This is a genomic window from Geotalea sp. SG265 (assembly GCF_022808985.1).
GTDB lineage: Bacteria > Desulfobacterota > Desulfuromonadia > Geobacterales > Geobacteraceae > Geotalea.
In genome coordinates this window covers 177930-201713 of record NZ_JAKZFT010000005.1, presented here as the reverse complement: position 1 = coordinate 201713, position 23784 = coordinate 177930, and the positions used below count along the sequence as shown (strand labels likewise).

Here is a 23784-nt window from a genome sequence, read left to right as displayed (position 1 = left end):
TCGTTTTAGTTTTAACAAAAACATGTTTATTGTTAATAAAAACACCAACAGGTACCGGAGGTAGATATGTCGAAAGGTTTGGCTTCGATCATGAAGCAGGCGCAGATGATGCAGCAGAAAATGGGGAGACTGCAGGAGGAGGCGGCCCAGAGAACTGTTGAAGCCACTGCAGGCGGCGGTGCGGTGACTGCCGTGGTAAACGGGAAAAACCAGCTGCTTTCCCTGTCCATAAAAAAGGAAGCGGTTGACCCGGAAGATGTGGAAATGCTTCAGGATTTGGTCGTGGCTGCAGTCAACGAGGCACTGACAAAAGTTCAATCGGAGATGGCCGAGCAGATGAGCAAGATCACCGGCGGTATCAATATTCCCGGTCTCTTTTAGCTTTGGTTTTCCGTTAATTCGGTCCGTTTTCCCTCCTGTGGCGGAGGGAAAACGGATCCTCCCCTCCCGCATTTAAGTCTCGCAATTTCCACTACTTAGAACCATTTTTATTATTAATAAATTTTTTTCATTTTCGCGAGAATAAAAAGTTGTTTTAAATCCGGTAATTCTATGATACATTTTTCCAGATCGTTAACCAGGTTACTCGGGGAATTGAAGAAACTGCCGGGAGTTGGAGACAAAACAGCCTTACGGCTCGCCTTTCACCTCCTCAAATCACCGGACAATCTGTCAGCTCTTGCTGAAAGCCTGCTTGAGGTCAAGGCAGGCGTTCGTTTCTGTTCAATCTGCTTCAGCATCACCGAGGCGGATCCCTGCCACCTCTGCTCGACGGAACGGGACAGCACCACCATCTGCGTGGTGGAAGAGCCGCAGGATATCCTGGCCATGGAACGTTCCCGAGCGTTCAACGGGCGCTATCACGTCCTGCACGGGGCGTTGTCTCCCCTGAACGGCATCACACCCAGCGATCTGAAGATTGCCGAACTCATGCAACGCCTGGAAAAGGGCTCGATCCGGGAGGTGCTCCTAGCCACCAACTTCACCGTCGAAGGGGAGGCAACGGCATTATATCTGACCAGACTGATAAAGCCGCTCTCCATAAGGGTCACCCGCCTTGCCCATGGCATACCGCTTGGCAGCGACCTTGAATTTGTCGACGCAGCTACGGTTCAGCGGGCCGTCGAAGGACGCTCCGAACTTTAAAAATTTTTAGATAGAGACACAGATAGCTACAATCAAAAACGGGAGGAAGAGTATGAGTCGCAGAATGGTTACAATCGACGGCAATACCGCGGCAGCCCACGTTGCCCACGCAACCAACGAGGTCATTGCCATTTACCCCATTACTCCATCATCGGTAATGGGCGAGATCTCCGACGAGAAAAGCGCCAAGGGCGAAAAGAATATCTGGGGAACCGTGCCGCTGGTCGCCGAGATGCAGTCGGAAGGTGGTGCCTCGGGTGCGGTCCACGGTGCCTTGCAGGCAGGGGCGCTTACCACCACCTTCACCGCCAGCCAGGGCCTGCTGCTGATGATCCCCAACATGTTCAAGATTGCCGGGGAATTGACCTCGACTGTCTTTCATGTTTCCGCCCGCGCCATTGCCGCCCAGGCTCTTTCCATCTTCGGAGACCATTCGGACGTCATGGCCTGTCGCTCGACCGGTTGGGCCATGCTCTGTTCCAACAACGTCCAGGAGGTTATGGATTTCGCCCTGATCGCCCAGGCCTCGACCCTGCGCGCCAGGGTTCCCTTCGTCCATTTCTTCGATGGTTTCAGAACATCCCATGAAGTGCAGAAGGTTGAAGAACTCACCTTTGACGATATGCGGGCCATGATCAACGACGACCTGGTCCTCTCCCACCGGGCAAGGGCATTGACGCCGGACCATCCCTTCATGCGCGGTACCGCCCAAAACCCTGACGTCTACTTCCAGGGGCGCGAGTCGGTCAACAAGTACTATGCACCGACCATCGGCATCGTCCAGGAGGAGATGGACAAGTTCGCCAAGCTGGTCGGCAGGCAATACAAGCTGGTGGAGTATGTGGGAGCTCCCGATGCGGAGCGGGTCATCGTCGTCATGGGCTCGGCAGCCGATACCATCCACGAAACAGTAGACACCCTTGTTGCCAAGGGAGAAAAGGTTGGATTGGTCAAGGTTCGTCTCTATAGACCGTTCCCGGTTGATGCCTTCGTTGCTGCCCTTCCGGTAAGCGTGAAAAAGATTGCCGTTCTCGACCGCACCAAGGAGCCCGGCTCCCTCGGCGAGCCCCTCTACCTCGACGTGCGGACCGCCATCGGCGAGGCCATGGCAGACAAAAAGACATCTTTCACCAAGTATCCCGTCATTGTCGGCGGCCGCTACGGCCTCGGTTCCAAGGAGTTCACCCCGGCCATGGCCAAGTCGGTCTTCGACAACCTGAAGGATGACAAGCCGAAGAGCAACTTTGTTGCCGGCATCAAGGAAGATGTCTGCAACACCAGCCTCGACTTCGACCCCAGCTTTGCCAACCCTGCCGCCGGCACCTACTCCGCCATGTTCTACGGCTTGGGCTCCGATGGTACCGTCGGCGCCAACAAGAACTCCATCAAGATCATCGGCGAGAAAACCGACAACAACGTCCAGGCTTACTTCGTCTACGACTCCAAAAAAGCGGGCAGCATCACCACCTCCCATCTCCGCTTCGGCAAGAACATCATCCGCTCGCCCTATCTCATCGATCGCGCCGATTTTATCGCCTGTCACAACTTCACCTTCCTGGAAAAGTACGACATGCTCTGCAAGGCCAAGGAAGGCGCAACGTTCCTGCTCTGCTCCCCCTTCGACAAGGATCAGGTCTGGGATAACATGCCGGTCGAAGTGCAGCAGCAGATCATCGACAAGAAGCTGAAATTCTATGTCATCAACGCCATTAAGCTGGCCGAGGAGCTTGGCCTGGGTGCGCGCATCAACGTCATCATGCAGACCGCCTTCTTCAAGATTTCCTCGATCATTCCGCTGGAAACAGCCCTTGACGCCATCAAAGACGCCATCAAGAAGAGCTACGGCAAGGCCGGCGAAAAAGTCGTCGCCATGAACAACAAGGCTGTGGACGCCGCCCTGGAAAACATATTCGAGGTTGCTATCCCGGCAAAGGCTACCAGCACGCTGAAGAAGCCCCCCGTTGTCGGCAGCCACGCACCTGCGTTCGTCCAGAACGTTACTGCCGAAATCATCGCCGGCCGCGGCGACGATCTGCCCGTTTCGGCAATGCCTGCCGATGGTACCTTCCCCACCGCCACCTCTCAGTACGAGAAGCGGAACATCGCCGTCGATATCCCGGTGTGGGATGAATCGCTTTGCATCCAGTGCGGCATCTGCTCCTTCGTCTGCCCCCATGCCACCATCCGTATGAAGGCATACGATGGAGCGCTTCTTGCCAAAGCGCCGAAGACCTTCAAATCCGTGGATGCCAAAGGGGCCGAGTTTGCCGGCAAGAAGTTCACCCTCCAGGTCGCGCCGGAGGACTGCACCGGTTGTGCCGCCTGCGTCCATAACTGCCCTGCCAAGAGCAAGGAAGATCCCAACAAAAAGGCGATCAACATGCAGTTCCAGCCGCCGCTGCGTCAGGCCGAGGCGGAAAATTACGACTTCTTCCTCTCCCTGCCGGAAACGGATGCCAAACTGGTCAAGCGCGAAACCCTCAAGGGTAGCCAGCTGATCAGGCCGCTCTTCGAATACTCCGGCGCCTGTGCAGGCTGCGGCGAGACCCCCTACCTGAAGCTCATGTCCCAGCTTTTCGGTGACCGTGCCCTCGTTGCCAATGCCACCGGCTGTACTTCCATCTACGGCGGCAACCTGCCGACCACCCCCTGGGCACAGCGCGCCGACGGGCGCGGCCCCGCATGGTCCAACTCCCTTTTCGAGGACAATGCCGAGTTCGGCTTCGGCATGCGGCTCACCGTCGATAAATTTACCCAGGCCGCCAACGAACTGCTGGACGAACTGATGAACTGCGGCTGTAAGTCCTGCGAAGCCCTGATCGGCACCATGAAAGAGATCCGGAATGCCGATCAGTCCACCCAGGAGGGGATCGAGGCCCAGCGTGCCCGTGTCGCCACCTTAAAGGAAGGGCTTAAATCCTGCACCGAGCCGGCTGCCAAGCGGCTTATCTCCCTCGCCGATTACCTGGTGAAGAAGTCGGTGTGGATCGTCGGCGGCGACGGCTGGGCCTACGACATCGGTTACGGCGGCCTCGACCACGTCATCGCCTCCGGCAAAAACGTCAACCTGCTTGTTCTCGACACCGAAGTCTACTCCAACACCGGTGGACAGGCTTCGAAATCGACCCCTCTGGGCGCCGTCGCCCAATTCGCCGCAGGCGGCAAGGGCATGCCCAAGAAAGACCTGGCCATGATCGCCATGGCCTACGGCAACGTCTACGTGGCCAAGGTCTCCCTCAGCAATCCGGCCCAGGCGGTCAAAGCCTTCATCGAGGCGGAAGCTTACAACGGACCGTCGCTGATCATCGCCTACGCCCACTGCATCGCCCACGGCATCGACATGACCACCGCCGTCGATGAGCAGAAAAACGCCGTTGCCTCCGGTCACTGGCCGCTCATCCGTTACAACCCCGAGCTGGCCGCCCAGGGCAAAAACCCGCTGCAGCTGGACAGCAAGGCACCGACCATCACCTTCGAGCAGTACGCCTATGGTGAAAACCGTTACCGGGTCCTGAAAAAGAACAACCCGGAAGCTGCTGCGGCCCTGATGAAGCAGGCAACCCAGTGGACCGCCAGACGCTTCGAGCTCTACGAAAAAATGGCTGCCATGTCCTATGAGGAAAAGAAGTAGCCTCTAGCATGCCTCACGATGAAAAGCCCCGGCAGATCCTGTCGGGGCTTTTTCGTTGAGGCGCCGCTCTGCCTTTAGGGTTGAAACAATCCTGCAATTCTGTTATATACAATCCGCTGTAATAAAATTTCCCTACAGCGCAAGGGGTGTTACATGTCGAATCCTCAGATGGTTATGTACGATGAGGAATTCAAACAGATAAATGCTGTCATCGAGAAGCTCTTAAAGGAGGCCAACAGCAAGGTCATCTTTCTCGTTGATAAAAACGGCCAGCTCATCACCGGTGTCGGTGAAACGGAACGATTCGACACCACATCGCTGGCCTCACTGACAGCCGGCAATATTGCTGCTACGGGCGGCCTTGCCAAGTTGATCGGTGAAAAAGAATTCTCCATCCTTTTCCATGAAGGCGAAAAGGACAACCTGCACATCTCCATCGTCGGTGGCAGGGTCATTCTTGTCGTTCTCTTCGACAACAGATCGTCGCTGGGCCTGGTTCGCCTGCGGGTGAAGAAAGCGTCCGAGGAGTTGACCACCATCTTTGGTCGTCTGATGCAGAAAGCCGAAGAAAAGGAAAAAAGCGGCGAGACAGATTTTCCCTTTGCAGAAATCACCGACGACGATATCGATAACCTGTTCAGCTAGTAACCGGGGTAACGCCAGATGTCCTTCATCAACTATGCATCCCGCGAAATAAACTGCAAAATCGTCTATTACGGCCCGGGGCTCTGCGGCAAAACGACCAACCTGCAGTTCGTCTATCAAAAGACAGCCGCCGATGCCAAAGGGAAAATGATCAGCCTTGCCACCGAGACCGAGCGTACCTTATTCTTCGATTTTCTTCCCCTTGCACTGGGGGAGATCCGGGGCTTCAAGACGCGCTTCCACCTGTACACCGTCCCCGGCCAGGTGTTTTACGATGCTTCGAGAAAACTGATTCTCAAGGGGGTTGATGGGGTCGTATTCGTCGCCGATTCCCAGGAAGAGCGGATGGAAGCCAACATCGAGTCGGTGGAAAACCTGCGCATAAATCTTACTGAGCAGGGATATGACCTGGACAAGATTCCCTACGTCGTTCAATACAACAAGCGCGATCTCCCCAACGTAGTCAGCGTCGAAGAACTGCGTAAAGAGTTAAACCCCACCAATGTCCCCGATTTCGAGGCCTGTGCAACCACCGGCGAGGGTGTATTTGAAACTCTCAAAGCCGTTGCTAAACTGATACTGGTGGACCTGAAAAAGGGCAAGTAAAAATAGCTTGACACTAGCGACAGTTTCAAATATATATACGACTTCATTTATTCCCCAATAGCTCAGTCGGTAGAGCGGGTGATCACGTCGTTAACAACGCAAAAGGCCTGTGAACTTTGATTCACAGGCCTTTATTAGTTTGGCCACTGCCGTCCTCTTGTTTCATCAGGCAGACACTCGCAGTTTTTTACCGCACATTTGACGAGTTGTCACAGGTCTTTGTGGATCTTGCGATAACCATGCACAACCGCGTGTCAGCAAAGTTTACTTGATGAGCCCTAGGGCGAGTATCGTCCACTCTTCGAGGTGAAGTGGCTGTTTCCGCTACGCATCTTTCAAGATGACGGAGTTTTGGCTAAAACCGAACTATTTTCCATGGCTAATATCGGCGGCAAGATAAGGATAAAGCTGGTGTAACGTGTTACAAGATCTATTTATAACCTTATTGATAGTTCCACTTTTAATTGCCGGACCCAATGAATCTATATCACCGACATCACACCTCAAAACTCTCAAAGTCCTAGGCCACAGGGTAAAAACATCAGTAAGGAATACTACGCCATCCATATCTGTGAGATTATAATCTGATATCACAATCGAAATCTCAGGAACTCTCTCTAATATTTTCAGTCCTTCGAATCCTGTGCCTGCTATAAAAAGCTCGAACCCGCTCTTTTTGCAGAAAACATCAAGGAGGAGTGTCCACGCATCATGTTTATTCTCTACAAACAGCAATTTCTTACTTTCAATAGTCATACTGACCTTTCCCCTAAAAACTCAACCATTGCAAACTTAGCGATTTCGGTCTAGAACTCCCGGAGGAGACTAGACATGAAAGCGAAACGATTCACCGAAGAGCAGATCATTGGCATTCTGAAACAGGCAGAAGCAGGAATGAAGATCATCGACCTATGCCGGATGCATGGCATCAGCGATGCGACTTTTTACACCTGGCGCAAGAAATACGGTGGTATGGATGTATCTGATGCCAAGCGCCTGAAGCAACTTGAAGACGAGAACCGCAAGCTCAAGCAGATGCTTGCTGAGGCCCTTCTAGACAACAAGATCCTGAAAGACGTCGTCTCAAAAAAGTGGTAGCACCCGTTGCACGACGGCACGTTGTGGAGTACATGCGGCAATCCTACTCCATCAGCGAGCGGCGGGCCTGTAAGCTGTCGTGCCTTGACCGAAGCAGCTTTCGGTACGAGCCGAAACCGGACACTAATGCCGAGCTACGCCTCCGGCTGCGAGAATTGGCAGAGCAGCGGCGCAAATTCGGCTCTCCGCGACTTCATGTTCTTCTCCTACGTGAAGGCCATCTGGTAAACCATAAGCGCGTTGAGCGGCTTTATCGTCAAGAAGGGCTATCTCTCCGCGGCAAGAAGCGAAAGAAGCGGATCAGCCACCTTCGTGTGGTACTTGACCGTCCAGAGCAGCCGAATCAGCATTGGTCAATGGATTTCGTCTCTGACAGTCTGTGGAACGGAAGAAGGTTCCGCGTGCTGACTATTGTTGACGATCTGACCAGGGAATGCCCGGCACTGGAGGTTGATCACTCGTTGTCGGGCCTGCGTGTTACCAGAGTTCTGGATCGACTCGCTGCCACCCGTGGTTTGCCGAAAGTCATCACCGTTGATAACGGCCCCGAATTCATCAGCAAAGCAATGGATGCATGGGCACACGAGAACAACGTAAAGCTGAGGTTCATCCAGCCGGGAAAACCGGTGCAGAATGCCTATATCGAAAGCTTCAACGGCAAGCTACGCGATGAATGTCTCAACGAGAACGTGTTCATTGACTTACAAGATGCAAGGAACAAGATCGAAACCTGGCGCAGGGACTACAACTCGATCCGGCCACACAGCTCACTGAACAATTTAACGCCGGAAGAATTTGCTGCCACATTACCCCAACAAGACCGAATCACTAACTTTCTAGTGGTTGGGTAAAGGGGGGAAGGTCAATACTAGCACCTAAACGGGTATTGGAATCATGTGCCCGTCCCGGTTACGGCGGCACCGCTAAGCATTTGTACTATAATTAAATATTACAAATTGTTATTTAAAGTTAAAATTGCACGAAATGACTTTTCGCGCTCCTCCAACTCCTCGGAAAATGATTTTGCGTTGAATTGAACATTCGAGCCTCCGGTAGCAATTGTCTTGTTGGGCAGTTGTTTGAGAATAGCAATGATTTGTGTGAACGACCCTTCAGCATCTGAATCTTAAATCGCTTTAGAATGGTAGGAAAAGCTCTACTTTCATATCTCATCTTTCCATTGATGTTTTCACTGTGGAAGTTGGCGAAACAATACGTCGAACTCCTTCAGGCGACACGTAACTGTTCCAGGGCTGCCCGTGTTTCACCGCCGCTAATATCCGGCATGATTGTCAACTCCAGCATTGCCACTCCATCAAGATCGACAACATAATCCTCAACCTCAGTAGTAACATCTGGTGGGCTGAAGTTAAACTGTTGGCGCACAATCTCCCGACCGGCTTGCCCGCCTCCGGGTGACCAGCTCAGCATAAATTCTTGGGTGTGTCCGCCACCGAAGTCGCAACGAAACCGCAGTCGGAGACGCCGTATCTTCTGTGGCTCGTCAAACAGCAGGCGGATGGTTTGCTTGCCTTGGGTTGCCGCACGCCAGCCCGAACCGATACCGGGAATGAGAGCCCCCTCAATCGGGTGCGAATCGTCTTCGGAGGTAACCTCGACCTGTGCCATACGCGCCAGGTCCAGCCAGTCATACTCGATTTTCGTCTCTGAAGAACCTGAAGTCATGATCCTTTTACGCATCTCGGTAATCCTCCTTTTGAAAAGCATCTAAAATCAAATATTACCAGAAATCCGTGGGCCAGCTCCCCAAGCAGTACAACCCATATCTTCAAAAAGAGAAGTTGGCTGTGTCGTTTCAACCGGTAAACTTACAATAGACATGTAACTTTAAAGAGGACACCTATGGATAATCAAGGACATAAAATGCCGACGGCGGTTGAAAAATGCAGTTCGGGCATAGACGGACTGGATGAGATAACCGGTGGAGGATTTCCCAAAGGCAGGGCAACCCTTCTTGCCGGTAACGCTGGGTGTGGCAAGACGGTATTTTCCATGCTTTTTCTCATCAAAGGTGCACTCGAGCATAACGAGGCAGGCGTTTTTGTGGCCCTGGAGGAACAGCCCGAAGCACTGATAAGGAATTTTGCCTCTTTTGGTTTCAATCTTCAGGACCTTATAGACCGCCGTCTCCTGACAATCATACAGGTGGCGTTGGAGGACACCGGCCAGGCTAGAGAAGGCAAGTATGATATGGGGTCCTGTTTTATCAAGCTCGCCGATGCAATAGCGTCAGTCAAGGCAAAACGCATAGCCATTGATACTCTCGATGCCCTTTTTGTGGGTGCTTCCGATTTCAACCTGCTGCGTACGCAATTGCGGGGACTATTCAACTGGTTGGTGCTCCGTGGCGTGACTGTTGTCGCCACCGGGGAAGCCGGATTACAGACACTGACCCGGCGGGGCATCGAGGAATATGTGGCTGACTGCGTTATCAAGCTTGATTATCGCGTGGCCGAACAACTCTCGACCCGGCGACTTCGCGTCATAAAATACCGGGGCTCATCGCATCCCTCTGATGAATTTCCCTTCCTCATTGATAAAAAAGAGATCACTGTGATGCCAATAACCTCGGTCAAATTGGAATACAGGCCAACGGGGGAGCACATTCCCACCGGAGTGCGGGACCTTGACAGAATGTTAGGCGGCAGCGGCTTATTCCGAGGGAGCAGCATTCTTATCTCCGGTACACCCGGATCAGGAAAAACAAGTCTGGCCTTTACCTTTATCGACGCAGCCTGCCGACGGGGAGAGCGGGCAGCCTATTTCGGTTTTGAGGAATCATCCGAACAAATCTATCTTAACATGACTTCTATCGGTCTTGATGTAAAGCAGTGGGTGGAGAAAGGTCTTTTGCTTGTTTATACTTCACGCGCTTCCATGTATGGACTGGAAACGCATCTCGTCAACATTTACCGCACGGTCGAAGAGTTCGCTCCTGCTGTCGTTGTCGTTGATCCGATGACCAGCCTGGCCGATGTGGGCACGGTACTACAGGCAAAATCGATGCTGACGCGGCTTATTGACTTCCTGAAAATGCATGCGACGACATCGCTCCTGACCGATCTGACCCATGAAGAGAGCATTCAGGTTTCCACAAAAGAGGAAATCTCTTCACTGATCGACACCTGGTTTCTACTGAGGGATAAGGAAATTGAAGCAGAGCGGTTTCGCACTCTGCTCGTTTTGAAATCCCGTGGTATGCCGCACTCTAACCTGATCCACAAGTTCATCCTGTCTGACAGAGGAATAACGCTCCAGCGGATGAAGTGGCATGACGAGCGGGGTTACCAGAGGAGATACCTCGAAGGATGGAACCGAGGAGAAACGGAGAGGCGTACCCATGAGAGACGGCAGGGAGAACGGCGCATCTCCACAGTATGATCTCTAGCAGTACCTCAGTTATTGGCTATGCGCTTTGCCGATAATCCCAGATACAGCATCGTCTTGGTTTGCACTCCTGGAAGCGGGTCAATCATCGTTCACGCTCCCGGCCAAGAGACTGCTTCTCCAGATTGGTCAGGATGGCTGCAAATGCCTGAGTAACCAAATCCTTGGAATCAGCCGGTTGCGGGCCCCCTTTGATGGTCATGGCAGCGTCTCTGATCGCTGCGGCAACGGTCAGATTCGAAGCGATTATCATCGTTGCTTCCTTTGAAAGATCGTTCATGGAAACCTCCTGCCAATATGATGTATGTATGCCAGTGATTATACCAAACCTTATCCCCAAGGCACACTGAGCGAAGGAAGCTTATCACCAATGTGAACGTTCTTCCCCGGCAGATCCATCGGGCTGCTCAAGTTCTGCAATGACCTGGGCACCCAACAAAATGATTAACGCACCGACCTCTATAATGAGAAGGGCGACCACTGTTATGGCGATTGACCCGTAAATCACGTTTACCATGGATAAAACGGAGTAGTACCAGACCAGTACCCGGCGGACGAGTTCCCACAAAATTGCCGCAGTTATCCCCCCGATAAATGCGTGGCGAAACCTGACATGCGTCTTAGGCATTACCAGATAGAAGGAAATAAGCATGACCACCTCGCCAAGTATCCCCAGCACATACAGTGAAGCTCGGGTAGCCTTCTCCAGATTCAGGCTCCATCCGAAAATAACCAATCCTCTGTCGCCAACTGTTTCGATTGCTCCTTCGACAAATGAAACTAGTACTATGCCCAGACCGATGGCAAGGATGTACACATAGGGGATAACGGCGGAAGCGAGAAAATTACGTCGTTTGGTGGCAAGCCGTCGGAAAAAGATTACGGAAATGGCGTTTTCAAGCATGGAAAAGGCAATGGAGCTGAAGAACAACATTACAATAAAGCCGATAATGCCGATCACCTTGCGATATTCGAGGAATTCCCGCACCTGTTCGGTCAAGGTCGCCGCAAATCCGGGTATCACCAGTTGCAGGTAGGTGGATAGGGTCTGGACCAGCTGCTCCTTTTCTATGAAATGGGACAGTACCACAAGGGCAAGGATCGACATGGGTATGATGGATAACAGGGTATGGTAAGCAACAGCACCGGATAACAGGAGGCCCTGGTTACGAATGAAGTTATGGAGAACCTGCAGCAGAAATTTCCAGAAGCGGATTGCCAGCAGGTATATTCTGTTTGGTGGCTTCATTGGAAATTGGTACCTGCACCCGGCAAACAAGGGATCCTCCCTGCGGTGTCGTTAAGAACATCCTTTGTCGGGAAAAAGGTTGTTAGGAGAAACGATTATTCGGCCGTAAGCTCAAACTCCACCCGGCTTCCGGTCTCCCCTCGCTTGGCCGGGGATCGGGAAATGTCGCCGCTCTTCTGGAAAACCCGTTGTGAATCTACTTTCCCCTGCTTGACGAGAAACGCCCTGACAGCGGCAGCTCGGGCATCCGCCAGCCCCCGCAACTGCTCCTCTCCCACGACCATGTTAGCCAGGATCAGCTTCTTCATCTCGGCTTCCGGCAGTGCCTTGACCAGCCCAAGGATATTCCGCGGCTTGGGAAATTGCTCCTTGGCGTAGACCTCCTTCAGATACCGTGGGTATTCTTCCTGGGCAATGTGCATGGTATCGGGTGAATCCTCCGGCTGGTTTCTCCGCTCCTTCACCAGATCCCGGAACTTCTCGGTACGCATCCTCTTCAGAAGGAGTTCATTGCGGTAGCCTTCATCATCACGGTCCCGGTCTACCAAACCGGTCACGGCGACCTTCAACGCCGGCCGGTTGTTGAACGCAGCCGCCAACTTCAGGAGCTTTTCCTGTTCGGCGGGGGAGAGCGCGGCGGAGCCAGGGGGAAAGCCGACGCTGTCCGGCGGCTCCTCGCCGCCGAACATGGCATGAAGTAACTTCAAGGGAGAGCGGGCCGCGGTGACGAGGAGGTTCTTCAGTATCTTCAGCACCACGCCGGGGAAACTGAACTGCGGGTCGTCGGTCCGCCCCGTTACCGGAAGGTCCAGGGTGATCTCCCCGTTCTTGTCCTTGAGCAGGGCAATGGCGAGGCGGACTGGAAGGCTGGTCGCCTTGTCGCTTTCGATGCGCCTGCCGAAGTCGAGCTGATCGATGACAATCTTGTTTTCCGAAACGAATTGCTTGTTTTCGATCCGGTAGCGGGAATAGATGAACAGTTGCCCGTTTTCCACCGCATAGCCCAGGTATTTCCCCGCGTAGGCACTCATGGGTGAGAGGGCGATATCGGTGAAGCTCACCTTGAGATCGACGAAGAGATCGCCGCGCAGCGGATTGATCTGCCCGATGATCCTGAGCGGGGACTGGTTTTCCAGATTGCCCCGCAGGTCCACATCGGCAAGCCGGTTCGGCTCAGACGACAAGCCGCTGACCCGTCCCCCCAGGTTAAAAAAGGTCGTGCTGTATCCTCCCGGCACATGGTGATCGGTGAATGACAGGGTGCCGTTTTGCATGGTGATCCTGCCGATCCGGACCATTGCCCTCTTCTTTCCCCCGACGGTTTTGTTGGCCGTTGCCTTTGGCCCTTTCCGATAAAGATGCTGGAGGTTCAGGCTGCCATCATTCTGGGCAACAATGCGGGAATAAAATCCCGTCAGGGCCACATCGCCGATATCTAGTGCAAAGGGGCCCAGTCTGCCTTTGACTCTATCCACGTGGAGGATTTCCCATTTCAGCAGATCCTCCCCTTCCCCGTCGAGGCAGTTAAAAGAGCGTATTGCAGCCGACCCGCCGAAGGTGCCGGTAAACGAGCCTCCTTCGCCGGTCACGGAGAGGGCGAGACGGGCATCGAGCTTCCCCGCCGTCACAAACACATCGAGGGCTTCCGGGAAATAGGCATCGAAGTCGGTTAGGGGAACCCGCTGCATGGCCAGGTTTCCCTTTATTTTCAAGGGGGCCGGGCAGAAGCTGCCGGAGGCCTTGAGGGAGCCCCCCTTTCCATATCCCCCTGCCACGCTGAAGGGGATCATGCCGAAGGGTGGACCGATGAACTTTTCCAGGGAAAGAGTCGCATTTTTAAGGGTAAACTGTTGTCCCCCTGGCAGCTTCTCATCGGTGAAAGCAATATCCAGCCCCTCCCCGGAGATGCGTCCGATACGGTAGCGCAGCGGCTGAGCAGCTTTCTTTCCAGTCGCCCCACCGGCCTGATGAAGAAAAGGCAGGGGCAGGAACACTCCGTTCCTGTCCCGGGAAAGGCGCAGACTGCCATCGCGGAGCGTAAGATCGGCTACCTCCAGCAGATTTTCTTTCCGGCTGTAGGTTCCCCCCTCCAGGGAGAGCGATGCCAGTTTGAGCCCCTCCCCCTTTCCTGCCGAGGCTACCAATTGCCGGGCCTGGATTGATCCGTTTTCCAGTCTTGTTCCCCCCGGTCCGCCGATCCCCACATTGGCCGCCACATCAAGCTGTTGCAGGGCCAGCAACTGGGCGCTGTTCCGCTCGGCGATCTTGGTGTCGGCAAGAATCACCTTACCATTGAAGGTGAGTCCCGGCTTTTCCTTCTCCGCCGCCCGGTAGCTCATCGCCACCTTCGCCGACATCCTTCCCGAGTGGACCTGGACCGGGAGCCTTCCTGGCAGGTAGGCAAGGTAATGGGGGAGAGCGGCATCGTCAAAGGCAATGGTGGCAGAGGCTTCGACTGCCTTGGGAAAGGGCCGCAGCTTCCCCTCCAGGTGGAGCGGTGCCCCGTTCACCATAAGGCTCAGGCGCGGGGCGATGTAACGGTCGGCCAGATACGGGATGGTGGTGATGAAGGGAACGGCAAGTTCGATCTTGCGTAACTCATGCCGCTTTTCTACCGACAGCCCCCGGTCAGTGAAGTCGATGGAGCCGTTTGTTAACATGAGGTTATTGAGTGAGAAGCGGGACTGCTGCGGATGCTGGGGATGCCTCTTTAGAAGGTCTGAAAAATTGTATTCATTGGCGCCGACCCTGACGATGCGGAGGTGGGGCGAGGCTATGCGGGCCGAAGCGATGATCGGCGCCCTGCGGTAGAGAGATGAAGGACTTATGGCGATCCGTGCGCTGCTCAACGTTGCAAAGGTCTCTCCTCTCCCTCGCTCGGACAAGCGAAGGTCTTTGACCTCGACGGTCCAGGTGAAAGGATTGATGGAGGTCGCACCGATGGCGAGATTTCTTCCTGTCGCCGCCTCCACCCGCCTTATCGCCTGGCTTTTGATGATGCCGGGGAGCACGAAGGCGACCAGACCCGCCAGAAGAATCACGACAACTACAGTGATGAGCGAAGCTTTCTCCCATCGCTTCATAGCATCTCCCATCCATCAATTCATCATTCATGCTCCTTAACGGGAGGCTACTTCTCTCCAGTCTGCTTAAATCGCGTTAAAATCCCTGAATAAGATGTGCAGCCGCCCTACATTGCGGCTCCTGTAAATAGCTTCCGAACATCCTTACTCATGCCTTCTATGAGAGCACTCTGTATTCAGACCGTTATTTTCAAAACAGAACTGAACCGCCGTAGGGTACAAAGCCGCAGGTACCACTCTATCAACTTCTGATATTTTAGCCAGTTGCTTGATAACGACTTCCGGTGTTTGTCCTTCAGCTGTTCTTACGATCTTTTCACACCGTTCACACTTCCACATTGTACCGTCATGAGATCTCCATTTGTGCTGTCCCACTCCGTTACCCTCCTGCTTTAGTGGTGGGGACCCACGCTTGAAAATCCCTGAGAGCAAAAGGGTTATCCTGGCCATTAATTTCTTGAGTACCAGCACAAAGGACTCCTTTGCATTATTAGGAAATATTCCGATGGTCTAGCCACCAGGGTGGCTAACTATCCTATTCGTCAAATGTATCACAAAAGCCATTCTTCGCTCGCCGCTTCACTCAGGGACAACGCGGTTGAAGAACCACCGCTTCATCCCTTCCACCGCCAATAGGTAGGCGAGTAGCATGACAGTCAAAATGAGAAAGAAAGGAGCCGGAGGAGCTATAAATCCGAGGTAAACACCGGCCGGAGTGAGCGGCAGAAGAACAGCCACTGCAACCACGGTCAGCGAACAGGCGATCAGCCAGGGGTGGGGTCGGCTTTTGAAGGGATTCCTGCGGGTGCGGATAATGAAGATGACCAGCACCTGTGTGGCCATGGATTCAATAAACCAGCCGGTGTGGAACAACGACTCCCCAGCATGAAACACCTTCAGCATTATGTAGAAAGTGAGAAAGTCGAATAGTGAACTGACCGGACCTATAACCAGCATGAAGTTTCGGATGAAGTTCATGTCCCAGTGCCGGGGATGGCTCAGGTAATCATCGTCCACCCGGTCCAGCGGAATGGGAAGTTCGGAAACATCGTAGAGAAGGTTGTTGAGCAGGATCTGCGTCGGCAGCATGGGGAGGAATGGGAGAAAGACAGAAGCACCAGCCATGCTGAACATATTGCCGAAGTTGGAGCTGGTGCCCATCATGATGTATTTCATGATATTGCCGAAGGTACGCCTCCCTTCGAGGACACCGGCATGGAGGACACCCAGGTCTTGTTCCAGAAGGATCATGTCTGCTGCCGCTTTCGCCACGTCCACGGCACTGTCAACAGAAATGCCCACATCGGCCGAATGGAGCGATGGGGCGTCGTTGATGCCGCCGCCGAGATACCCCACCACATGGCCGCGGCGTTTCAGGGCGAGGATAACTCGGTTTTTCTGGGCAGGCGCTACGCGGCAAAAGAGGTTCACTTGTTCAACCCGCGCTGTGAGTGCCAAATCATCCAGTTGCTGGATCTCTGCGCCGGTCAGCACCCCGGTAACGGGAAGACCCAGTTGCGCGAAGATATGCTGGGTTACCAATTCGTTGTCGCCGGTGATGATCTTGACGGCAACCCGGTCGGCGGCAAGCCCGACCAGGGCTGCCTTGGCGCTCTCCTTGGGGGGATCGAGAAATGCGGCGAAGCCAACGAAAACCAGCTCCGATTCATCGCTTACCACGGCATGGGGATGGTCCATTCCCACCTGTCGTGAGGCGATACCCAACACCCGGAAACCCTGCTGACTCAGCGCCTCAAATTGTGCATTGATACTCATGCGTGCCACATCATCCAGGGGACGTGAATCTTCCTCCCCATCCACCTCAAAGCTGATCGACAGCCGAAGGATATCTTCGGGAGCCCCTTTGACAACCAGCATCCTGGTAGTGCCATTGTCGAGGAGCACCGAAATACGGCGGCGCTCGAAGTCGAACTGCACTTCATCAATTTTCTTCCAGCCGCTTGCGTCGATCTCAGTGTGCTCAAGAATGGCGTCATCCAGGGTGCTCTTCAAACCTGTTTCAAAAAAACTGTTGTAATAGGCCAGTTCCAGGACCCGCCGACTTTCTTTGCCCAGGGGATTCAGGTGGCGTTCCAGATGGATGCGGGCCTCGGTCAGGGTGCCGGTCTTGTCGGTGCAGAAGACATCCATGCTCCCCAGGTTGTGGATCGAGGCGAGCCTTTTCACGATCACCTTGTTGGCTGCCATCCGCAGCGCACCCCGTGACAAAGTAACTGATACCACCATGGGAAGAAGTTCGGGAGTCAGCCCGACGGCCAGGGCCACGGCAAAAAGGAACGACTCCAGCCAGGGTCGATGAAAGAAGGCATTGACGAGGAGGACGAACAGGACGAGAAGGACCGTCATGCGCATAATCAGGAGCCCGAAACTATGTGTGCCCTTCTCGAAGGCGGTGGGTGGCGCCTTGGCCAGGAGGGTGTCGGCGATGGCGCCGAGCTCGGTATTCTGCCCAGTGCGGCACATCAGCACTTTTGCCGTTCCGCTGATTACCGATGTCCCGAGAAGCACGGTATTGCCGGCCGCGAGCACATCATTCTCTTCGGGAAATTCCCCGGGCGACTTTTCCACCGGAAAAGGTTCGCCGGTCAGCAGTGCCTGATTGACGAAGAAATCTTTTGCCTCCAGCACCCGGCCGTCACACGGCACCAGGTCTCCGGCGGCAAGAAGCACTGCATCACCGGGCACCAATTCGGCGAGCAGTATCTGACGAAGCTGGCCTTTCCGCAAAACCTGGCAGCGGACCGCTACCGACTCGCGCAGGTGTTCGGCTGCCTGCCCAGCCCGGTATTCCTGCACGAAATCAAGAGTGACGCTAATTATGATTATGGTGCTGATAATTAAAAAGCTTGCGACATCGCCGGTGAACGCTGAAAACGCGCTGGCGGTGATTAGGATGATGACCAGAGGGTTACGGAACTTGGTGAGAAATTGCAGGAGCAGTGCCCGTTTTCGCTCCGTATGAATCACATTGGGGCCGAAGCGTGTTAAACGAGCAGCAGCCTCTTTGTCGCTGAGCCCTTCAGGACTCGCCGACAAATTTTCTAGCACTGCCGTTAAAGGAAGTTGCCAGAAGGGGGACTCTGCAATAATAGTGGGTACTGCCATGTGTTATTCCAAGGGTGATAGGAAGAGCTATGTTTGATAATGAGGTGCAGCGAGGTTTTGGATTGAATAATCATAACCCCCTCCGACGGCAAGTCAACAAGCGCCGATAGGATGCTAATGTCCGGTCACGTTTCACTTCGGAGAGAAACAGGAGGATTTTCCCTCCTCCTGTTGCGCAGGGAACAAAATGTTTTTCAATGCCGTGTTGTCCCCCACAGCCTCTGTTGTTACATCACTCTTGGGTGAAGAGCATATCTGTTCGGCGACAGTCCGGAAATGAAAGCCGTAGATGGCCATGGTTATAGCCAGCGGGAGCAGTCGTGGTTTCCTCAGGAGCGACCAGAAGAAAACTTTCCAGTAGTGCAGCCGTTCCTTTCCCAGGATGCCGAGAAAAAGGATGGAATGGAAGAAGGCCCTGATATCTCTTTTCTGCAACATGGCAAACGGAGATGGCCCCGAGAGCCGGTACTCCTTCAAAAAAGTCATCAGGCGGGCGTAGAAATGGTCAGGCGAGTAGATTGCCCTGACGAGGCACTGGTATCCTGCTATCAGGAGCTGAGGGTTCATTAGCGGAACGTAATTGAGGGAGATATCCGTGTTGTTACCGTTCGAACTGCTGACGATTCTTCCCTCGCGGGATAGACGGCCATGTAACTTCGTCCCCCGCAGGACCATCAAGATCCCCACCATGGCTGTCACAATGCCGCTTTCCTGGATGAAGCGGAGCTGCTTTTCGAAGATGTTCGGCGAGTCGCTGTCGAAGCCGACGATGAAGCCGGCCTGCACCTGGAGCCCCGCCCGATGGATGCTCCGCACCGATGCAACAAGATCACGGTTCCGGTTCTGGACCTTTCCCGTTTCCCGGAGTGAGTCCTCCTCAGGGCTTTCGATGCCGATGAAGACCTCCTGGAAGCCTGCGGTGACCATCAACTCCATGAGAAGAGGGTCATCCGCAAGATCGATCGACGCTTCAGTGTAGAAGAAGAAAGGGTTTCGACGCTTCTGCATCCAGGATATCATCGCCGGAAGCACTTCTTTTTTCAACTTTCGCTTGTCACCGATGAAATTGTCATCAACGAAAAAAACCCCGCCCCGCCATCCCCTCGAATAGAGCGCTTCCAATTCCGCAATCATCTGATCGCACGTTTTGGTCCTCGGTTTCCGGCCAAAGAGTTGGGTGATGTCACAGAACTCGCAATCGAAAGGACATCCCCGTGAATACTGGATATTCATCGAAGCATATTGCCGCATGTCGATGAGTTCCCAGCGGGGGAGTGGCGTCAAAGCCAGGTCGGGGCGCCGGCCGCCAGAAGGATACAGCCGCTGCGACGTCCCATTTTCGAGATCTTCCAGAAACCGTGGCAAGGTCACCTCCGCCTCGCCGAGAATGAGGTGGGTCACCTCCGGGAATTCATCATGACAGGACGTGAAAAGCGGGCCTCCCCCAACTGTCTTCACCCGCAGATTCCGGCACCGTCTCAGGACCTCCTGCGCCGACTCCCTCTGGACGGTCATTGCGCTGATGAAAACGTAGTCGGCCCAGAGGAGGTCAGCGTCCGAAACCGGATCGATATTGAGATCGATGAGTTTTATTTCCCAATGAGCCGGGAGCATTGCTGCCACCGTCAGGAGCCCAAGCGGCGGGAAGACTGCCTTTTTGCCGATAAATGGCAATGCATGGCGGAAGCTCCAGTACGTATCAGGGTACATTGGATAGACAAGGAGAACCTTCATTTTCACCTCATGCTGGCAGGAAACAGAGAATTGGGATGAAGCCCTTGCTGACCCTGTGAAGGGGTGATCTGCTCCACGTTCTTCAAAGTCATCTGTCCATCGGGAAGATCGTGAAATGTGTAAATTTTAAATAAACATAATTTATTATAGCGTCTCACAAACCTCCTGCCACAATTAACCGCAGGAATCGGTCCGCCAGCTCAGCCCCTCTTGAGACAATTTTGCATTTTCGGGTACATCAACCGGCAATATTCTAATCATGCGCAGATGCGTCGCTCTTTCTGGTAAAATGGATGTAAAGATATTCTAATGCCAAACTTTGCAGAGAACCATTTCACGAGCCAACACTACCACGCAATGAGGAGTTGGATCATGGGAGAAAACCTGCCTGCGATAACACCCTTCGGCATCGCCGGTCTCGATGACATTCTCCAGGGAGGGCTGACCGCTGGGCAGGTTTATCTCCTTTCTGGCTTGCCCGGGACCGGCAAAACGACATTCTCGTTGCAGTTCATTGCCGAGGGCATCAGGAGAGGTGAACGCTGCCTGTATATTTCGGTCGGAGGCTCTGGGGAGGAATTTGTCGCCCTGGCAGGGACAGCCGGCGTATTCCCCGATCCCGAGCTTTTCAGCCTGCACTCGGTCCAGATCAGCAAAGAGGTTCTGGAGGGGCCGGAACAGAGGATCTTCCACCCGGCGGAAACTGAGCCAGCGGGATTAATAAGCGACCTCCTGACCCAGGTAAAACGGATAAACCCGGTACGGCTGGTGATCGATTCCCTTTCAGACCTGCGGCTACTGGCAGAGGACGTGATTGGTTTCCGCCGCTTGGTGCTCGCGATGCGGATGGAGTTCAGCGATAGAAAGGCAACGGTCCTCCTCACCAACACCATGGGACCGAGCGAGATCGATACTCACCTGGAAACCATATGCCACGGGGTTATCCGCTTGGAGCAGGTGGTGCGCGGATACGGACCGATACGCCGACGCCTTCTGGTTTTGAAAGTAAGGGGACGACCCTACCGGAGCGGCTGGCACGACTTCAGGATATTGACGGGAGGCATCGAGGTTTTCCCTGCCCTGGTTGCCGGAGAACATCGGCAGAGGGTGCTAGCTGAACTCCTCTCCAGCGGCAACCAGCAACTGGATATCCTGTTCGGCGGGGGAGTGGACCGAGGAACCACGATCGCGGTTATCGGAGCCGCGGGAACTGGAAAAACAACACTTTTAACCCAATATGCGGTGGCTGCTGCAAACAGAGGAGAGCACGTAGCCATTTACCTCTTCGAAGAGTCGGAGGAATCGTTCCGTGAACGTGCCAGAGGACTCGAGCTTGGAGTGGACGACCTCATCGACAGGCGGCTGCTCACGCTCCGCAAGGTAGATGTGGCGGAATTTTCCATCGGCGAGTTTACCGCCATCCTCCGCCAGGAAGTGGAAGCGAAAGGGGCACAGATGGTAGCGATCGATACCTTGAGCGGCTTCGCCAATGCCATGCAGGACGATGCATATCTGGTCATTCAGCTTCATGAGCTTCTGACCTACTTGTGCCTGAGAAATGTGACAACCTTGGTGGCAATTGAGCAGCACGGGGTATTCGGCAGCGATGTGGCCCATTTGAAAGATATCAGTTACCTGGCCGACTCAATCCTGCTCCTCCGATTCTTCGAACATCGAGGAGAAATCAGACGGGCGATTTCCGTGGTGAAGAAGAGAAAAGGGAGGCATGAGCTGACCATTCGTGAGTTGAGGATTACTGATCGCGGCCTCGCAATCGGCGAGCCCCTGAAGGATATGCAGGGAGTGCTGACAGGGGTTCCCGTCCTTGCAAGATGAGGAACTGACATACCGCGGACAGCATCTGCGGGTGCTCGTGCTTGTCCCTGACAGCAAGGACAGCCGCTCGATCCCCCCGGTGCTGAAACGGGTCGGCGTGGACGCCGTCATGTGCAGTACCCTGGAACAAGTCTGCTCGGAAATCGATAAGGGCACCGGCGCCCTTCTGCTCGACGAGAAAGCTCTCTCCCGGCCCACCAACCACTGCTTGACCTCGATCCTGGACAATCAGCCGTCGTGGTCCGAGTTGCCAATCATTATCCTGTTGCGTCACGGCCCCGAGAGTGGAGTCGCCCGCAGCTCATTGCTCCTCCCGGCAGACGTGACCCTTGTCGAACTACCGGTACGCGTGAATACCTTGGTGGCGGTGGTTCGCTCAGCCCTGCGCAGCCGTCTGCGGCAGTATATGGTTCGGGACCAGATGCAGGAGCGGGAGCGCCTGGTCGCGGACCTGGAGCGCTCGAACCGGGAACTGCAACAGTTCGCCCATGTGGCATCCCACGACCTCCAGGAACCGCTGCGAATGGTGTCGAGCTATCTGCAGCTTCTCGAAAAGAAATACCGTGGCAGATTGGACGAAACAGCCGACACCTACATACATTATGCCGTGGACGGCGCCAGGAGAATGCAGGCCCTTATCGAAGGGCTCCTCAATTACTCCCGTATTGCCCGCCCTCAATTTACCTGGGTTGATTTGAACCGAATCTTCGCGGATGCCACGGCGAATCTGGCCACGGCCATTGTTGCAAGTGATGCGGTGGTAAAGAGTCAGCCGCTGCCAACCGCTTGGGGGGATGCAACCCAGATGCTCCAGTTATTTCAGAACCTGATCAGCAACGGCATAAAATACAGAAAGCCTGGAGTCCCACCCCGGGTCGAGGTCTCAGCGATACAGAATCAGGAAGGGTGGGTATTTTCGGTACGGGATAATGGCATTGGAATGAAGAAGGAGGATCATGAAAAGATCTTTCAGATGTTTCAACGGTTGCACACCAAGGAGGAATATCCGGGAACAGGCATCGGTCTGGCCTCCTGCAAGAAGATCGTCGAACAGCATCAGGGGCGAATCTGGGTGGAATCATCCCCTGGAGAAGGGACTACCATTTCCTTCACTATACCAAATATTTGACATACTTAGATTTGCGGAAGAACGATTTCAAAGAGTACCTCTCGACCTTCTGCCGATTCTTCATTTGAGAGAAACCCTGGCTTCGCACTATCTCTTCGGAGCCAATTGCCTGCACGCCTGCAGCCGGCTGGGAGAAGGGTCAGATCGAAAAGCAGGTCGATTTCGTCAGACAGCGGTTCTTCAATCAGCGGCGCAAGTTCGCAAACCTTGAGGAGCTGTCCTTTTAGACAGCAACTTTTCGTTGACATGACATAATTTCTCATGCTATACAATTTATCTCTTTTCGCCACAAAGGTTTTTGGCACAAGAAGCGAGCTGTTTCGTAGACAAAAATTAGGCAAAAGAGCCGTAAGGTTAACAACTTACGGGAATTTTCCGTTCCCCAATAGCTCAGTCGGTAGAGCGGGTGGCTGTTAACCACCATGTCCCTGGTTCGAGTCCGGGTTGGGGAGCCAAACTTCAAAAGGCCACTTTCCTTCAGGAAAGTGGCCTTTTTCCTTTATTCGTCCATCACCAGACCTGGTTTCCGAGATTTTGCCAAAAAGAAAGGCTACAGCCTAAGCCGTAGCCTTTTTCCTTTTTATTGGCGCGCCCGGAGAGATTCGAACTCCCGACACCCTGGTTCGAAGCCAGGTACTCTATCCAGCTGAGCTACGGGCGCTTGATGCCGCTCTCTTCTTCTGGGCGGCTTGGCAAGTTTTCGCAGTCTAACCGCAAATAAATCGCCAGTCAAGGCCATTCCTGAGCCACGTGCTGCTACCTGCCGACAAAAAAGGCCCGGAGTCTGCCCGGGCCTTTTCATCATCATATGGTTGCCAGCCTGTCAGGGAAACTGCTCGCCTCTTTCCACCCCGGCCATGGCCGTTTTCACTTCCGGAGTTTGCAGCTGCCGGTCCACCTGCTCGTAGTGGGCTGCTTCGGCTGCAGCCTCCCGCTTCATGTTCATCTCGTTGGCCGCATCGATCTGGCCGATGATCCCGGCGGAAAGAATGATCGTCGCCATTACTATTCCCTGATAGAACCTTGTCATTGCCTACCTCCCCCCAGCTGGTTGCCTGACCTCACATTCCGATTTCAGGTTGTGCAAAGCGAG

The 23784-nt window shown here is 54.0% G+C and carries 17 protein-coding genes, 2 tRNA genes and 1 pseudogene; 11 read left to right on the top strand and 9 right to left on the bottom strand.

Annotated features, from left to right (window positions below; genetic code table 11):
- Nucleotides 1–66: 66 nt before the first annotated feature.
- The 5 genes from ML541_RS08225 to ML541_RS08205 all read left to right on the top strand — a co-directional run bounded on the left by ML541_RS08225 (nucleotide 67) and on the right by ML541_RS08205 (nucleotide 6028).
- The gene (locus ML541_RS08225) at nucleotides 67–381 is read left to right on the top strand and encodes a YbaB/EbfC family nucleoid-associated protein (RefSeq protein WP_243372222.1); all 315 of its coding nucleotides are present in this window, start codon (nucleotides 67–69) and stop codon (nucleotides 379–381) included.
- 171 nt (nucleotides 382–552) lie between these two features.
- The gene (gene recR, locus ML541_RS08220; protein ID WP_243372221.1) at nucleotides 553–1146 is read left to right on the top strand and encodes a recombination mediator RecR; all 594 of its coding nucleotides are present in this window, start codon (nucleotides 553–555) and stop codon (nucleotides 1144–1146) included.
- A gap of 52 nt (nucleotides 1147–1198) precedes the next feature.
- Nucleotides 1199–4777, top strand: a complete 3579-nt coding sequence (gene nifJ, locus ML541_RS08215; RefSeq protein ID WP_243372220.1) for a pyruvate:ferredoxin (flavodoxin) oxidoreductase — start codon at nucleotides 1199–1201, stop codon at nucleotides 4775–4777.
- 153 nt (nucleotides 4778–4930) lie between these two features.
- Nucleotides 4931–5422, top strand: coding sequence for a roadblock/LC7 domain-containing protein (locus tag ML541_RS08210; protein WP_012645472.1), 492 nt, complete (start codon nucleotides 4931–4933; stop codon nucleotides 5420–5422).
- A gap of 18 nt (nucleotides 5423–5440) precedes the next feature.
- A complete protein-coding gene (locus ML541_RS08205; protein WP_243372219.1) occupies nucleotides 5441–6028 on the top strand; it encodes a GTPase domain-containing protein in 588 nt (195 codons plus the stop codon).
- A gap of 366 nt (nucleotides 6029–6394) precedes the next feature.
- Here ML541_RS08205 and ML541_RS08200 read toward each other — a convergent pair whose 3' ends face one another.
- Nucleotides 6395–6784 (bottom strand): hypothetical protein, encoded by a 390-nt coding sequence (locus ML541_RS08200; RefSeq protein ID WP_243372218.1) that lies wholly within the window; start codon nucleotides 6782–6784, stop codon nucleotides 6395–6397.
- Nucleotides 6785–6859: 75 nt separating this feature from the next.
- On the opposite strand from ML541_RS08200, the gene ML541_RS08195 reads away from it, so the two are divergent.
- Nucleotides 6860–7977, top strand: a protein-coding gene (locus tag ML541_RS08195; protein WP_243372217.1) for an IS3 family transposase whose coding sequence is annotated in 2 segments (ribosomal slippage) — nucleotides 6860–7121 and nucleotides 7121–7977 — 1119 coding nt in all. Because the reading frame shifts where the segments join, the coding sequence is not laid out codon by codon here.
- A gap of 376 nt (nucleotides 7978–8353) precedes the next feature.
- Here ML541_RS08195 and ML541_RS08190 read toward each other — a convergent pair.
- Nucleotides 8354–8827: a hypothetical protein gene (locus ML541_RS08190; protein ID WP_243372216.1), complete on the bottom strand. Its 474-nt coding sequence runs from the start codon at nucleotides 8825–8827 to the stop codon at nucleotides 8354–8356.
- A gap of 162 nt (nucleotides 8828–8989) precedes the next feature.
- Here ML541_RS08190 and kaiC point away from each other — a divergent pair, with 162 nt between their 5' ends.
- Nucleotides 8990–10528: a circadian clock protein KaiC gene (kaiC, locus tag ML541_RS08185; protein WP_243372214.1), complete on the top strand. Its 1539-nt coding sequence runs from the start codon at nucleotides 8990–8992 to the stop codon at nucleotides 10526–10528.
- A 91-nt stretch (nucleotides 10529–10619) separates the two neighbouring features.
- On the opposite strand, the gene ML541_RS08180 is transcribed toward kaiC, so the two are convergent.
- The 5 genes from ML541_RS08180 to ML541_RS08160 form a co-directional block, all read right to left on the bottom strand.
- Nucleotides 10620–10814: a hypothetical protein gene (locus tag ML541_RS08180; RefSeq protein ID WP_243372213.1), complete on the bottom strand. Its 195-nt coding sequence runs from the start codon at nucleotides 10812–10814 to the stop codon at nucleotides 10620–10622.
- Between the two features lie 84 nt (nucleotides 10815–10898).
- Nucleotides 10899–11783 (bottom strand): YihY/virulence factor BrkB family protein, encoded by an 885-nt coding sequence (locus tag ML541_RS08175; RefSeq protein ID WP_243372212.1) that lies wholly within the window; start codon nucleotides 11781–11783, stop codon nucleotides 10899–10901.
- Nucleotides 11784–11878: 95 nt separating this feature from the next.
- Entirely contained in the window at nucleotides 11879–14866 is a 2988-nt protein-coding gene (locus tag ML541_RS08170; protein WP_243372211.1) for a DUF748 domain-containing protein, read from the bottom strand.
- Nucleotides 14867–15445: 579 nt separating this feature from the next.
- The gene (mgtA, locus tag ML541_RS08165; RefSeq protein WP_243372210.1) at nucleotides 15446–17992 is read right to left on the bottom strand and encodes a magnesium-translocating P-type ATPase; all 2547 of its coding nucleotides are present in this window, start codon (nucleotides 17990–17992) and stop codon (nucleotides 15446–15448) included.
- A 132-nt stretch (nucleotides 17993–18124) separates the two neighbouring features.
- Nucleotides 18125–19726 carry a radical SAM protein gene (locus ML541_RS08160; protein ID WP_243372209.1) on the bottom strand — a complete coding sequence of 534 codons (1602 nt, stop codon included), beginning with the start codon at nucleotides 19724–19726 and terminating at the stop codon, nucleotides 18125–18127.
- A gap of 372 nt (nucleotides 19727–20098) precedes the next feature.
- Here ML541_RS08160 and ML541_RS08155 point away from each other — a divergent pair, with 372 nt between their 5' ends.
- The 4 genes and pseudogenes from ML541_RS08155 (at nucleotide 20099) to ML541_RS08140 (ending at nucleotide 23146) form a co-directional block, all read left to right on the top strand.
- Complete coding sequence (locus tag ML541_RS08155; protein ID WP_243372207.1) at nucleotides 20099–21562, top strand: ATPase domain-containing protein; 1464 nt, start codon at nucleotides 20099–20101, stop codon at nucleotides 21560–21562.
- On the top strand, nucleotides 21552–22691 hold the full coding sequence (locus tag ML541_RS08150; protein WP_243372205.1) for an ATP-binding protein: 1140 nt from the start codon (nucleotides 21552–21554) through the stop codon (nucleotides 22689–22691). The genes ML541_RS08155 and ML541_RS08150 overlap by 11 nt, the downstream gene beginning before the upstream one ends.
- A gap of 70 nt (nucleotides 22692–22761) precedes the next feature.
- Nucleotides 22762–22912 (top strand): annotated as a pseudogene (locus ML541_RS08145) (IS21 family transposase); the annotation flags it as partial.
- A 158-nt stretch (nucleotides 22913–23070) separates the two neighbouring features.
- Nucleotides 23071–23146, top strand: a tRNA-Asn gene (locus ML541_RS08140).
- A 129-nt stretch (nucleotides 23147–23275) separates the two neighbouring features.
- Here the strand turns inward: ML541_RS08140 and ML541_RS08135 are convergent.
- Together ML541_RS08135 and ML541_RS08130 are read right to left on the bottom strand one after the other, a co-directional pair.
- Nucleotides 23276–23352: transfer RNA gene (locus tag ML541_RS08135), tRNA-Arg, on the bottom strand.
- A gap of 162 nt (nucleotides 23353–23514) precedes the next feature.
- A complete protein-coding gene (locus ML541_RS08130; RefSeq protein ID WP_243372204.1) occupies nucleotides 23515–23721 on the bottom strand; it encodes a hypothetical protein in 207 nt (68 codons plus the stop codon).
- Between the last annotated feature and the right edge of the window lie 63 nt (nucleotides 23722–23784).

Excerpts from the sequence above, each read along its gene's own strand:
- ML541_RS08225 (WP_243372222.1), top strand. The coding sequence starts at position 67 with ATGTCGAAAGGTTTGGCTTCGATCATGAAGCAGGCGCAGATGATGCAG.
- recR (WP_243372221.1), top strand. The coding sequence starts at position 553 with ATGATACATTTTTCCAGATCGTTAACCAGGTTACTCGGGGAATTGAAG.
- nifJ (WP_243372220.1), top strand. The coding sequence starts at position 1,199 with ATGAGTCGCAGAATGGTTACAATCGACGGCAATACCGCGGCAGCCCAC.
- ML541_RS08210 (WP_012645472.1), top strand. The coding sequence starts at position 4,931 with ATGTCGAATCCTCAGATGGTTATGTACGATGAGGAATTCAAACAGATA.
- ML541_RS08205 (WP_243372219.1), top strand. The coding sequence starts at position 5,441 with ATGTCCTTCATCAACTATGCATCCCGCGAAATAAACTGCAAAATCGTC.
- ML541_RS08200 (WP_243372218.1), bottom strand. The coding sequence starts at position 6,784 with ATGACTATTGAAAGTAAGAAATTGCTGTTTGTAGAGAATAAACATGAT.
- ML541_RS08190 (WP_243372216.1), bottom strand. The coding sequence starts at position 8,827 with ATGCGTAAAAGGATCATGACTTCAGGTTCTTCAGAGACGAAAATCGAG.
- kaiC (WP_243372214.1), top strand. The coding sequence starts at position 8,990 with ATGGATAATCAAGGACATAAAATGCCGACGGCGGTTGAAAAATGCAGT.
- ML541_RS08180 (WP_243372213.1), bottom strand. The coding sequence starts at position 10,814 with ATGAACGATCTTTCAAAGGAAGCAACGATGATAATCGCTTCGAATCTG.
- ML541_RS08175 (WP_243372212.1), bottom strand. The coding sequence starts at position 11,783 with ATGAAGCCACCAAACAGAATATACCTGCTGGCAATCCGCTTCTGGAAA.
- ML541_RS08170 (WP_243372211.1), bottom strand. The coding sequence starts at position 14,866 with ATGAAGCGATGGGAGAAAGCTTCGCTCATCACTGTAGTTGTCGTGATT.
- mgtA (WP_243372210.1), bottom strand. The coding sequence starts at position 17,992 with ATGGCAGTACCCACTATTATTGCAGAGTCCCCCTTCTGGCAACTTCCT.
- ML541_RS08160 (WP_243372209.1), bottom strand. The coding sequence starts at position 19,726 with ATGAAGGTTCTCCTTGTCTATCCAATGTACCCTGATACGTACTGGAGC.
- ML541_RS08155 (WP_243372207.1), top strand. The coding sequence starts at position 20,099 with ATGGGAGAAAACCTGCCTGCGATAACACCCTTCGGCATCGCCGGTCTC.
- ML541_RS08130 (WP_243372204.1), bottom strand. The coding sequence starts at position 23,721 with ATGACAAGGTTCTATCAGGGAATAGTAATGGCGACGATCATTCTTTCC.